This is a genomic window from Romboutsia sp., from assembly GCF_035470145.1.
Taxonomy (GTDB): domain Bacteria; phylum Bacillota; class Clostridia; order Peptostreptococcales; family Peptostreptococcaceae; genus Romboutsia_D.
Map to the genome: position 1 here is coordinate 1 of NZ_DATIRC010000399.1, position 13,630 is coordinate 13,630.

12 protein-coding genes are annotated in these 13,630 nt (G+C 31.2%); 3 read left to right on the plus strand and 9 right to left on the minus strand.

What is annotated here, in order from left to right:
* The 5 genes from VLM92_RS15755 to VLM92_RS15775 all read right to left on the minus strand — a co-directional run.
* Positions 1 to 662, minus strand: a 662-nt coding sequence (locus tag VLM92_RS15755; protein WP_325277271.1) for a dipeptide/oligopeptide/nickel ABC transporter ATP-binding protein, incomplete at its 3' end; no start/stop codon positions are given.
* Positions 655 to 1,680, minus strand: coding sequence for an ABC transporter ATP-binding protein (locus tag VLM92_RS15760; protein WP_325277272.1), 1,026 nt, complete (start codon positions 1,678 to 1,680; stop codon positions 655 to 657). The genes VLM92_RS15755 and VLM92_RS15760, both read right to left, overlap by 8 nt.
* A gap of 21 nt (positions 1,681 to 1,701) precedes the next feature.
* Positions 1,702 to 2,736 carry an oligopeptide ABC transporter permease gene (gene opp3C, locus VLM92_RS15765; RefSeq protein WP_325277273.1) on the minus strand — a complete coding sequence of 345 codons (1,035 nt, stop codon included), beginning with the start codon at positions 2,734 to 2,736 and terminating at the stop codon, positions 1,702 to 1,704.
* A gap of 1 nt (position 2,737) precedes the next feature.
* A complete protein-coding gene (locus VLM92_RS15770) occupies positions 2,738 to 3,679 on the minus strand; it encodes an ABC transporter permease (protein ID WP_325277274.1) in 942 nt (313 codons plus the stop codon).
* 44 nt (positions 3,680 to 3,723) lie between these two features.
* Complete coding sequence (locus VLM92_RS15775; protein ID WP_325277275.1) at positions 3,724 to 4,086, minus strand: DUF3899 domain-containing protein; 363 nt, start codon at positions 4,084 to 4,086, stop codon at positions 3,724 to 3,726.
* Between the two features lie 224 nt (positions 4,087 to 4,310).
* Here VLM92_RS15775 and VLM92_RS15780 point away from each other — a divergent pair, with 224 nt between their 5' ends.
* The 3 genes from VLM92_RS15780 (at position 4,311) to hprK (ending at position 8,796) form a co-directional block, all read left to right on the plus strand.
* Positions 4,311 to 5,936 carry an ABC transporter substrate-binding protein gene (locus VLM92_RS15780; protein WP_325277276.1) on the plus strand — a complete coding sequence of 542 codons (1,626 nt, stop codon included), beginning with the start codon at positions 4,311 to 4,313 and terminating at the stop codon, positions 5,934 to 5,936.
* Positions 5,937 to 6,047: 111 nt separating this feature from the next.
* On the plus strand, positions 6,048 to 7,859 hold the full coding sequence (gene uvrC / locus VLM92_RS15785) for an excinuclease ABC subunit UvrC (RefSeq protein WP_325277277.1): 1,812 nt from the start codon (positions 6,048 to 6,050) through the stop codon (positions 7,857 to 7,859).
* Positions 7,860 to 7,866: 7 nt separating this feature from the next.
* Positions 7,867 to 8,796: an HPr(Ser) kinase/phosphatase gene (hprK, locus tag VLM92_RS15790; RefSeq protein WP_325277278.1), complete on the plus strand. Its 930-nt coding sequence runs from the start codon at positions 7,867 to 7,869 to the stop codon at positions 8,794 to 8,796.
* Positions 8,797 to 8,854: 58 nt separating this feature from the next.
* Here hprK and VLM92_RS15795 read toward each other — a convergent pair whose 3' ends face one another.
* The 4 genes from VLM92_RS15795 to VLM92_RS15810 form a co-directional block, all read right to left on the minus strand.
* A complete protein-coding gene (locus VLM92_RS15795; RefSeq protein ID WP_325277279.1) occupies positions 8,855 to 10,639 on the minus strand; it encodes an NADH-dependent [FeFe] hydrogenase, group A6 in 1,785 nt (594 codons plus the stop codon).
* A gap of 20 nt (positions 10,640 to 10,659) precedes the next feature.
* A complete protein-coding gene (locus tag VLM92_RS15800; RefSeq protein ID WP_325277280.1) occupies positions 10,660 to 12,540 on the minus strand; it encodes an NADH-quinone oxidoreductase subunit NuoF in 1,881 nt (626 codons plus the stop codon).
* Positions 12,541 to 12,552: 12 nt separating this feature from the next.
* The gene (locus VLM92_RS15805) at positions 12,553 to 13,050 is read right to left on the minus strand and encodes an NAD(P)H-dependent oxidoreductase subunit E (RefSeq protein ID WP_325277281.1); all 498 of its coding nucleotides are present in this window, start codon (positions 13,048 to 13,050) and stop codon (positions 12,553 to 12,555) included.
* 255 nt (positions 13,051 to 13,305) lie between these two features.
* On the minus strand, positions 13,306 to 13,630 hold a 325-nt coding region (locus tag VLM92_RS15810; RefSeq protein WP_325277282.1), incomplete at its 5' end, for a phospholipase D-like domain-containing protein.

Here is a 13,630-nt window from a genome sequence, read left to right on the forward strand (position 1 = left end):
CTTATATACTTAACCATTGAAAGGTCATGGGCTATGAATAAATAAGTAAGACCATTTTCCTTTTGTAATTTTCTAAGAAGATTAACAACCTGCGCTTGTATAGAAACATCAAGTGCAGATATAGGTTCATCGGCAATTATAAACTTTGGTTCTATAGCCAAAGCACGAGCAATACCTATACGCTGTCTTTGACCACCAGAGAACTCATGAGGATATCTACTAGCATGTTGCTCATTAAGGCCAACAGTTCTTAATAACTCATAAACTCTTTGAGTTCTTTCTTCTTTACTTTTACATAACCCATGTATATCTAAACCTTCGGCTATTATATCACTAACAGTCATACGAGGATTTAAACAAGCCATAGGATCTTGAAAAATCATCTGCATATTTTTATTAACATGAGCTCTATCAGTTTTACTAAGTTTTTTAGCAGATATATTATTACCATCAAATATAACTTCACCATCAGTAGGATCGTAAAGACGAATTATAGTTCTACCAGTAGTAGATTTACCAGAACCGGATTCTCCAACTAATCCAAATGTTTCACCTTCATAAATATGGAAAGATATATCATCAACAGCTTTTACAGTAGTTTTTCTATCAATTTTAAAGTGTTGTTTAAGGTTTTTTACTTCTAATAATACTTTTTTACTCATTTGCATTCACCTTCTTTCCTCCTATGTTTATAGGTTTTTCTACTTTCTTAGCTAAAGGATGTAAAAGCCAAGTAGCTGCATAGTGAGTATCGCTAACTTTAAACATTGGTGGTTCAGCTAAATGATCTAATTTTAGTGCATAAGCACTACGAAGTGCAAATGCATCTCCTGTAGGTGGGTGCATCAAATCTGGAGGAGTTCCAGGTATATTGTATAAATCACTATCTCCTATATCAAGGGTAGGCATAGACCCTAAAAGACCCCAAGTATAAGGATGTTGAGGGTTATAGAATATATCGTTAGAAGTTCCGTATTCTATAATTTTACCAGCATACATAACAGCAACTCTATCTGCCATATTAGCAACAACTCCAAGGTCATGAGTTATAAATATAACAGCAACACCAGTTTTTCTTTGTAAATCTTTGATAAGTTCTAATATTTGAGCTTGGATAGTAACATCAAGAGCAGTAGTAGGTTCATCAGCAATAAGTATTTTAGGGTTACATGCCAACGAAATCGCAACAACTATACGTTGTCTCATACCACCTGAAAATTGATGAGGATATTGTTTGAATCTTTTTTCAGGATCAGAAATACCAACTAAATCAATTAATTCTATAGCTTTTTTCTTAGCTTCTTCTTTACTAACGCCTTGATGTTTTATTATACCCTCCATAATTTGCTTACCAATAGTCATAGTTGGATTTAGAGAAGTCATAGGATCTTGGAATACCATTGCTATGTCTTTTCCCCTTAATTTCTCCATATCCTTTTCTTCAAGTTTAGTTAAATCTTTACCTTCAAATAAAATTTCCCCTTCTTTAATAATCGCATTTGAGGATAATATTCTCATTATAGTTTTACAAGCAACTGATTTACCAGAACCAGATTCTCCAACTATAGCAAGCGTTTCACCTTTATATAAATCAAATGTAACTCCTCTTACGGCTTGAACTTGACCGCCGTAAGTAGCAAAGTTAACATGTAAATTTTTTACTTCTAGTAACTTTTCCAATTATCTCATCTCCCTTACTAATTATTGATTACGCATCTTAGGGTCAACTGCATCTCTTAGTCCATCAGCTAATAGATTAAGGCTAAGAATTAATACACAAAGTACAGCAGCTGGTATAAACATCATATATGGATAGTTTTGTAAGGCTTGGAATCCTTCGTTTATCAAAACTCCTAGTGATGCCATCGGTGGTTGTAATCCTAAACCTATAAAACTTAAAAATGCTTCATAAAATATAGCATTAGGCAAAGAGAACATCATCATTACAACGATTGGAGCTACTATATTTGGGAACAGATGCTTAACAATAAGTCTTATATCTGAGGCACCTAAAGTTTTAGAAGCTAATACAAATTCTTGATTTTTAAGTCTTAACACATGAGAACGAACTACTCTTGCCATTCCTGTCCATCCAGACACAGCCATAGCCATAGATATAGACATTATTCCTGGTTTAAATACTAGCATAAATAGAGTTACTATAACTAGAGAAGGAATACCTGTAATAATTTCAATTATACGTTGCATAACTAAGTCGACTTTGCCACCATAGTAAGCAGATATACCACCATAAGTAACACCAATAACAAGGTCAAAGAAAGCTGCTAGAAGGGCTATAAATAGAGATACTCTGCATCCACACCAAACACGTGTCCATATATCACGGCCTAGTGCATCAGTACCGAATAAATAAGTTTCATCTATACCTTTTTTTACGTAAACATCAACACCATTAGAATCTTTACCATCCATAATACCTAATGAAGAAACGATAGGCATTTTTGGAGGTAATTTAGTGTGTCTTATATTTTGAGATTTATAATCAAACTTAGAAAAAACTATAGGTGCAAATATAGCCATAAAAACTATAAAAAATAATATTATTAATCCAGTCACGGCAGCTGGGTTTTTAAATAATCTTTTTCTAGCATCTTGCCAAAATGTTAAGCTTGGTCTAGTAATAGCTTCATTATCACCAACTTGTGCAGGCATAGGTTCAAATAAATCTGCTGTTAATTCTACTTCTTTACCATCAATCATTATTTTATCAATCATTTTATTTACCTCCTGCCAAACGTATTCTAGGGTCTATTACACCGTAAAGAATATCAACTATTAATATAACTGCTATATAGAATGCGCTATAAATTATAGCAACACCAGAAATAATAAATAAATCATTTGTGTATATTGCAGTAACTAGTAAATCACCCATACCTGGAACTGCAAATACTCTTTCAACAACTAAAGAACCAGTTAAAAGAGCAGCAGCTAAAGGACCTAAAATAGTTATAACAGGTATTAATGCATTTCTAAGGGCATGCTTAACTATTACAATAGATTTACTTAATCCTTTTGCCTTTGCTGTAACTATGTAATCAGAATTTAAAACTTCAACGAGCTCTGTTCTAGTAAAACGAGCCACGGTTGAAATTGTCCATACTGACATTGCAAGGGATGGTAATATTGTCCATATATATCTAAAATCAGACCCTAAGGGAACGCCCCAAGTAATTGGTAAGAAGTCAAATCTCATGCCTAGGTATAATTGTAATAAAGCGGCTATTACAAATGCTGGGACAGATACACCTAGAACGGATATTATAGTACATATGTAATCCCAAATTGTATTTCTTTTAAGTGCAGCTATAATACCTAATGTCAAGCCTACACAAGAACCAAATATTAAAGATTGAGCACCAAGCATAGCTGATGGCCCTATACGAGTAGCAACAATATCTTCAACTTTTTGGTTAGCTTGTTTAAAAGAAGTACCGAACTTACCTTGGAATACTCCTGTTAAATATCTTACATACTGAACTGGAACAGGATCGTCTAATCCATATTGAGCTTCTAATTGAGCTATTTGTTTTGCATTTAGTTTTTGTTCATTAAATGGAGTACCTGGAAGAAGTCTGACTAAGAAGAAAGTAACAGAGATAACAACAAATAATGTTATGAACATGTACATGATACGTTTTAGTGTATAGCGAAACAACGCTAACCCCCCCTTTAAAATAATTATTTTATATTAATTTTATATTATGATATGGCAACAAAACTTATGCCAATACAAATAACAGATATGAAAAAGCCACATATTAGTAAATTAGATGTAAGAAAGAAGCTATTTTTTTTATTGATATAATCTTCTACTGTAACATCAGTATCATTACATAATATTCTATTTTTTTTTTGAGTTTCTTGACTTAGTTTGTTAAATGCATACAAAGTAATATTGAAAAATCCTTTTTCCCACATAAAACACATTGTACCGAATAAAAAATAAATCATCCCTATAATAAATGCACAATTTAAGAAGGAAAATTTACTAAAACCGCTAATTATAGAATAAATTGAACTTATAATAATATTAAATGCAAGTAATAAAGAAAAATGTTTCATTTTGTCGACCCCCTTTAAAAAATATAAAAAAATATATTAGTCTAATTGTAGTGATATAATTAAGTATTTTCAAGTATAAAATAAAATTATCATAAAATTTTTTTTATTTAAATAAAAATTAGAAAATTTAAAAAAATAAGTGATTTTCAATCAAAAATGTTATACAATAAACTTTAAATATATGAGTTTATTTGTTAAAAAGGAAATGTGGGAGGGTGATTATTATGTTTTTAAAAAGAAAAATAACAGTAATGGCAACAGTAGCTTTATTAAGCACAAGCTTACTTGCTGGATGCAGTAGCACAGGTGCAGGAGGTTCAGCTACAGCTGAAGAAGTACTTGCAAATCAAAATGCAAGAGCTGCCTTAGCTATGGCTATAGATAAGCAGGCATATTGTGACGTTATATTAAATAATGGATCAATACCAGCAGATGTATATACACCTAAAAAATTAGCATTTGACAATGGAAAAGATTATGCAGATCTTATTGAAGGTATGGGATATGAATACAATGAAGAAGCCGCTAAAGAAGCTTGGGCGAAAGCTAAAGAAGAGGTTGGGTTTGATACAGTTGAACTTGAATTGTTAACATATGACCATGATTTAGGCAAAAGAACAGGAGAATATATACAATCGGAATTATCAGATTTAGAAGGATTAACAGTAAAAGTTACTAACTTACCATTTGAGCAAAAATTAGAAAGAGAAACTAAAGGCGAATTTGATTTCTCATTCTCAGGATGGGGAGCAGATTATCCAGATCCATTAACATTCTTAGCAACAATGAAGACAGGAGCTCAATATGCTAAGCAAGTTGGTTATGATAATGCAGAGTATAATAAATTATTAGACGAAGCTATAAAACTTCCAACAACTGAAGCATATAAAAAATATGCAGAAGCTGAAAAAATGATGCTAGAAGAAGCATATTTAGCGCCAATATATCAAAAAGCAAGTGCATATTTATTAAAAGATTATGTATCTGGTATAGTAAACAATTCTTGGGGAGCAGATTATACATACACTTATGCAGATGTAAATAAGCCAGATAAGGTTCTTAACTTATCAACAACATCAGATATACCATCTTTAGATGTAAGTAAATCAACAGATCAACAATCTTTCCAAACTATGAATAGTACTATGGAAGGTTTAACAAGAATAGATGGAGAAGGTAAGGTACAACCAGGAGTAGCAGAATCTTGGAAAGTTTCAGAAGATGGATTAACTTGGACTTTCAATTTAAGAAAGAATTCAGTATGGTCAAATGGAAAACCTGTAACAGCTAAAGACTTTGAATATTCTTGGAAGAGAACTTTAAATCCTGAAACTGCATCTGAATATGCATATGTAATGGAAGATATAGCTGGATTTGCAGACGTAGCAGATAAAGGAGTAGATGGAGTAGGAGTAAAAGCAGTTGATGATTATACTTTAGAAGTTAAATTAAATAGACCTGTTGCATATTTCCCAGAGTTAATGTCATTCCAAGTATTCTACCCACAAAATCAAGCATTTGTTGAATCTTGTGGAGAAAAATATGGTACAGCTGTAGAATACCAAATTTACAATGGACCATTTGTACTAAAAACTTGGAAGATGGAAGACCAATTCTCAATGGATAAAAACCCTAATTACTGGGATGCAGCTAACGTTAAGTTAAATAAAATAAATACTAAGGTAGTTAAGGATACAGGTGCAGAAGTTAACTTATATGAAGATGGTCAAATAGATAGAGCTATATTATCTTCTGATTATGTTGATAAATATAAAGATAGTAAAGAGTTAAAAACTAGAGAAAGTGCAACTACATTTATGTTACAAATAAATGGTGCAAATCATAATTAAGATTAAGTAAATAAAACGTATAACTAACGATAGGTAAAACTATGTTAGTTATACGTTTTTTATTTTTTTGGGTATAATTAAAATATAATTTGTAGTATGGAGGTGAAAAAATTGTTTGATATACAAGAACATCTAAAAAAGCTACCAGCAGAACCTGGTGTTTACTTAATGAAAGATAAATACAACAATATAATATATGTAGGTAAGGCAATATCTCTAAAAAATAGAGTAAGACAATACTTTCAATCATCTAAAAATCATTCATCTAAAGTTATATCAATGGTTAAGAATATAAAAAGCTTTGAATATATAATAACAGACTCAGAACTTGAAGCATTGATACTTGAATGTAATTTAATAAAGCAATATAGACCTAAATACAATGTTTTACTCAGAGATGATAAAACATATCCATATATAAAAGTAACAATAAATGAAGACTATCCAAGAGTATTAAAGGTAAGACAAGTTATAAAAGATAAATCAAAATACTTTGGACCATATACTAATACAACTGCAGTAAATGACACTTTAGAAATCATAAGAAACACCTATCAAATTAGAACTTGTAATATTGATATAGATAGAGCTATAAAAAATAAAGTGAGACCGTGTTTAAATATGCACATAAATAAATGCGTAGGTCCTTGTACAGGAACTGTTACTAAGGAAGAATATAATAAGATGATAGAAGAAATTATATTATTTTTATCAGGTAAAAAAGAAAAACTTATAGAAATTCTAAAAGAAAAAATGAATAAATGTGCTATGGAATTTAATTTTGAAGATGCAGCTATATATAGAGATAAAATAAAAAGCTTAGAAGAAATGGTACAAAAACAAAAAATAGATGCTACTACTTCTGACTTAAATCAAGATATAATAGCGATGGCAAGAGCTCATGATGAAGCTTGTGTTCAAGTGTTCTTTATTAGAAATGGAAAGATAGTGGGAAGAGAGCACTTTATACTAGAGGGAGTAATGGAAAGTTCAAGAGCATCTATATTAGGGTCATTTGTTAAACAATTCTATATGGAGCAGGAATATATACCTAAAGACTTGATAATAGAAGATGAGATAGAAGATAGTTTTATATTAGAAGAGTGGTTGTCATCTAAAAAAGGTCAAAAGGTAAATATAAGAGTACCTCAAAAAGGTGAGAAGAAAAGTCTTATAGAAATGGTAAGAAAAAATGCTATAGAGTATCTTGAAAAATTTTCAGGTATGAATAAAAGAAAATATGAAAAAAGTATAGGTGCATTAGATGAATTAAAGGTAGTATTAGGATTAGATAAAAGACCTAAGAGAATAGAATCTTTTGATATTTCTAATATACAAGGAGTAGACTCAATAGGTTCTATGGTTGTATTTACAGATGGTAAGAAAGATAAAAAAGAATATCGTAGATACAAAATAAAAACAGTAATAGGACCAAATGATTATGATTCTATGGCAGAGATAGTTGAAAGAAGGCTTAAATATGACAATTTACCAGATTTAATATTACTAGATGGTGGAAAAGGGCAGGTTAGTGCAGTAAAAAAAGTATTGAAATTAAATAATGTAGAAATTCCTCTTTGGGGAATGTATAAAGACGATAAACATAGAACTAAGGGACTTATTTCCCAGGAAAAAGAGATAGAACTAGATAAAACTTCGAATTTGTATAGATTTGTCGCTAGTATTCAAGAAGAAGTTCATAAATATGCTATAACATATCATAGAAGTTTAAGAAATAAAACTTTGACAAAATCCGTATTAGATGATATACAAGGAATAGGAGAAAAAAGAAAAAAAGCTCTATTAAACCACTTTAAAGATATAGAAGCTATAAAAAAGGCTACTTTTGAAGAATTATTAAAAGTAGATGGGATGAATAAAGTTTCTTGTAAAAGTGTGTATGATTTTTTTAGGAAGGGATAAATATAACATGAATTTAATCGACAAAGTTTCAATCAAAGATATGGTGAAAGATTTAGATTTAGAACCAGTGTATATGCCACAGGATAAAGATTATTATGTATATTCTCAAGATATAAACCGTCCAGGGTTACAATTTGCAGGATATTTTGAATATTTTGCTCATGATAGAATACAAATAGTAGGAAGAGCGGAATACAACTATTTTAGTTATATAGATGAAAAAACTAGAGGTAAGGTTTTAGATAAATTCTTCTCGCATGAAATTCCTGCTTTAGTAGTAACAAGAGATTTAGAAGTAAAGCCAGATGTTATTGAATTTGCTAAAAAACATAATAGGGTAGTTTTAAGTACAAAAAGAAATACAACTAGATTTATAAATAGGTTATCAAATTATCTAGATGATAGGTTTGCTCCTTACACAACCTTACATGGGGTTTTAGTGGATGTATATGGAATAGGAGTATTAATAACGGGAGAAAGTAGTATAGGTAAATCAGAAACTGCTCTAGAATTAGTTCAAAGAGGACATAGATTAGTAGCTGATGATGCAGTAGAAATAAGAAAGTTAGATGAAAGTATGTTACTAGGCCAATCGCCAGAATTACTTAGACATTTTTTAGAAATAAGAGGTATAGGGATAATAGATGTGAGAAGTTTATATGGAGTAGGGGCAGTAAAAAATTCAAAAACTATAGATTTAGTAATTCATTTAGAAAGTTGGAATGAAAACAAGTATTATGACAGACTTGGATTGGATAAAGAATATGAAGAAATATTAGATGTAAAGACTGAAAAATTAGTTGTACCAGTTAAACCTGGTAGAAATACCTCAATGGTAATTGAAGTAGCTGCTATGAACTTTAGACAAAAGGGAATGGGATATGATGCAGCTCAAGAATTTACAAAAAAATTATCTAATTTAATAGATTCTAAATAGAAAAAATGAGCTATTCTCTATTTTAAGAGAATAGCTCATTTTGTATTATAAATAAGTTTTACTCTGCAGTAGCTCCGACCAATTCACAACAACAATCCTTAGATTCATCAAATATATTACTCTTATTAAAGTAATGAGTATGAAGATACTTATGAGCAGTTTCTCCATAAGGCTCTCCTAAGAATTCATCATATAATGTTTTTATAGCTAAATTTTCGTGTGATTTACGAAGTTCTTTACCAGCATCTATATTATATAAAGCTTCAGAACGTTTCTTAACTATATCAAAGTTTCCATAGTGATATGGTTGACCAGCTCCGCCTATACATCCACCAGGACAAGCCATTATTTCTATTAAATGATAGTTAGACTTACCTTGTCTTATATCTTCTAGTATCTTTCTAGCATTACCAAGGCCACTAGCAACAGCAACATTTACATCTGTTCCACCTACATTTACTGTAGCTTCCTTTATACCTTCTATACCTCTTAATGAAGTAAAATCAACTTTTTCTAATGTTTCGTTAGTAACCCATTCATAAGCAGTACGTAAAGCTGCTTCTAAAACACCACCAGTAGTACCAAATATATCACTAGCACCAGTAGATTCACCTAAAGGACTATCAAAAGAACATTCTTCTAATTGATCGAAGTTTATTCCAGCTTCTTTAATCATTTTAGCAAGTTCTCTAGTAGTGATAACTATATCAACATCACTTACCCCTTTATTAGAAAGTTCTGGTCTTGCAGCTTCATACTTTTTAGCAACACAAGGCATAACAGATACAACCGTTAAATCAGAAGGTTCTATACCTACTTTTGGAGCAAAATAGTTTTTAGCTACAGAACCAAACATTTCTTGTGGAGATTTACAAGAAGATGGTATATCTAATAAATCTTCAAAATGTTTTTCAAAGAAGTTTATCCATGCAGGACAACAGCTTGTAAGCATTGGCAATTTACCACCATGTTGAAGTCTGTGAATAAACTCAGAAGCTTCTTCAATTATAGTTAAATCAGCTGCAAAGTTAGTATCAAATACATATTTAAATCCAAGTTCTTTTAAAGCTGCAACTAGTTTACCAGTAGATATAGCTCCTGGCTCCATTCCAAATTCTTCTCCTATTGCAACTCTTACAGCAGGAGCAACTTGAACTACAGTAGTTTCAGCTTTTTTATCTAAAACATTCCAAACTTTAGGTGTATTATTAACTTCTGTTAGTGCAGCAGTAGGACATACAGCTATACATTGGCCACAGAATGTACAGTCAGATTCGTGCATAGGAGTATCAAAGAAAGTACTCACAACTGTCTCGAATCCACGGTTAACACCTGATAATGCTCCAACAGTTTGAACTTCATTACACATAGTTTCGCATCTTCTACATAGTATACACTTATCTAAGTTTTTAACTATAGATTTGCTTGAAGTATCTAACCCTAAATCTGTTTTTTTACCTTTATATTTAATTTCTCTTATTCCTAAATCAGCAGCTATATTTTGTAATTCACAGTTTCCGTTCTTATCACACATTAAGCAATCTTGCGGATGATTAGAAAGTAGTAATTCAACCACTGTTCTACGAGCTTTTATAGCCTTAATTGAGTGAGTTTTTATTTGCATTCCATTTTTAACTACTGTACCACATGCAGGAATAAGTCCTTTATTACTTTCAACCATACAAACTCTGCAAGATGCACATTTATTTACCATTTTATCTTCTAAATTAACATGACAAAGACTAGGTATTTTTATACCTACAGATTTAGCTGCATCTAAAACGGTAGTATCATTTTCAACTTCAACATTAGTACCATTTATAATTAAATTAACTAAATTCATTAATATCCCCCCTAAACTAATTATTTTTTGATAATAGCATTAAACTTACAACTATCTATACAAGCACCACATTTTAAGCATTTAGTAGTATCTATTTCATGTATTTCTTTAACTTTACCAGTTATACATCCAGCAGGACATATTTTAGCACACTTAGTACATCCCTTACATGCATCAGTTATAATATAATCTAATAAGGACTGGCATTTACCAGCAGGACATTTCTTATCTGCAACGTGAGCTAAATACTCATCATAGAAGTTATCAAGAGTACTTAAAACAGGGTTAGGAGCACATTTACCAAGTCCGCATAGAGAAGTTTCTTTTATAGTTATAGCTAATTCTCTTAAGTCTTCTAAGTCTTGAGCCGTTCCTTTACCATCAGTTATTTTTTCAAGCATTTCAAGTAATCTCGTATTACCTATACGGCAAGGTGTACACTTACCACAAGATTCTTCAACAGTAAACTCAAGGAAGAATTTACAAATATCAACCATACAGTCAGAATCGTCAAGAACAAGCATACCACCTGAACCCATCATAGAACCTATTGAACTTAATGATTTGAAATCTATAGGAGTATCTAAGTTGCTAGAGGCAATACATCCGCCAGACGGTCCACCTGTTTGAACAGCTTTAAACTCTCTACCATCAGGTATACCCCCACCTATTTCATATACTATTTCTCTTAAAGTAGTACCCATAGGAACCTCAACAAGTCCAACGTTATTTATTTTTCCTCCAAGAGCAAAAACTTTAGTTCCAGGAGAATCCTCAGTACCGTATTCAGTAAACCAAGAAGCACCATTATTTATTATTGCAGGAATATTAGCAAAAGTCTCAACGTTATTTAAGCAAGTTGGTTTATCCCAAAGACCGCGTTTAGAAGAACTATAAGTCTTCATTCTAGGTTCACCACGTTTACCTTCTATAGAATTTATTAAAGCAGTACCTTCTCCACAAACGAATGCTCCAGCTCCATATTTTAATTCTATAGTGAAGTTAAAGTCAGTTCCTAATATATTATTTCCAAGTACTCCAGCTTTCTCAGCTTGAGCTATAGCGATTTCTAATCTTTCTATAGCAAGAGGATATTCAGCTCTTATATAAATATATCCTGTATCTGCACCTATAGCATAACCGCATATAGCCATAGCTTCTAATACACTATGAGGATCCCCCTCAAGTATTGATCTATCCATGAATGCACCTGGGTCACCTTCGTCAGCATTACATACAACATATTTTTGACCTGGAATAGTTTTAGCAGAAGATTCCCATTTTATTCCAGTAGGGAAACCTGCTCCACCTCTACCTCTAAGTCCAGAAGCTTTTATTTCATCAATAACTTCTTCTGGTTTTAATTCATTTATACATTTACCTAAAGCAACATATCCGTCACAACCTATGTATTCATTTACATTTTCTGGATTTATATGACCACAATTTCTAAGAGCAACACGAGCTTGTTTTTTGTAGAAAGACATATCATCATGCTTTTCCACTTTTTTATGGTCAAGAGATGGTTCTTCAAATAATAATCTTTCAACAACTTTGTGGTTAACTAAGTGTTCTCTAACTATTTCTTCAGCATCATCAGGAGTAACTTGAATGTAGAAAACGTTATCTGGATAGACCTTAGCTATTGGTCCTTTAGCACAGAAACCAAAACATCCTGTTAAGTGTACTTCAGCTTCATTTTCAAGACCTGCTTTTTTTATTTCAGCTCTTAAATTTTCAATTATTTTTATACTATCTGCAGAAGTACATCCAGTACCTCCACATACTAAAATTTCTCTCTTAGTAACGTTTTCCTTGCTATGATTTTCTCTCATATCAAGAGTAGGTTTTAACTCAGTAACTAAATTTTTTAACTTATCAAATGAATTTATCTTACTCATTATCTATCCCCCCTAGCAATTTAATTCTAATTCTCTATAATGGTCTAGTATTTCAGTAACTTGCTCAGGTTTAACGTGTCCATAAACTTTTCCGTTTATAACAACTACTGGAGCAAGACCGCATGCACCAACGCATCTTAATCCTTCAAGAGTAAACTTAAGGTCACTAGTAGTTTCTCCAGATTTAATTCCAAGTTGTTTTTCGAATTCAGCTAGTATCTTATCAGCACCTTTAACAAAACATACAGTACCTAGACATACACTTATTTTATATTCTCCCCTTGGTTCAGTTGTAAAATAAGAATAGAAACTTACAACTCCATAAACTTTAGATGGAGCAACATCTAGTTTCTTAGCGATATAAAGTTGTACTTCTTTAGGAAGATAACCAAATATACCTTGAGCATGGTGAAGTACTTGTATTAAAGCACCTTGTTTAGTTGGCAAAGCATCAATAAAGCTATCCAATTGTTCAAATAACTGTTTGTTGCGTGAAATAAAATCGCACATACAAATCCCCCTTTTGATTTTAAAGTTGTTATTTTAATTAAAAATAATTAACTTATGTGTAAAATATACTTATAATTTAACAATAATTTAACAATAATTTAAATTATAAGTATATTATAATACATAAAAGCACGAAAATGGTAAAAAAATATTATTTTTAAAAAAAAAAGAATATTATGTAAATTCACGCAATAATAAAGGGTATTGTGATACCTAAATATACAACAAGAATTTAAAAGTTTTTCTATATACACGTTACAGGACAGGTGATAAAAGTCTAGAAATAGATTCTTTAATCTTTATACCAGTTGACCTTGAATTATATAAATCTAATGTAACTTCCTTTGAATATAATATATCATTTTCGAAAATTAATTTTTGTTTCTGCGCAATATCGCAAGAGTATATAAAAGCATTTACTTCAAAGTTAAGTTCAAAGCTTCTTATATCCATATTAGCAGTACCAATAGAACAAATAGCATCATCTATTACAATTGTTTTGGCATGTAAAAAAGAATTTTCATCGTAAGTATAAAGTTTAGCACCAAATTTTAATAACTCTCCAGCATATGAACATGAT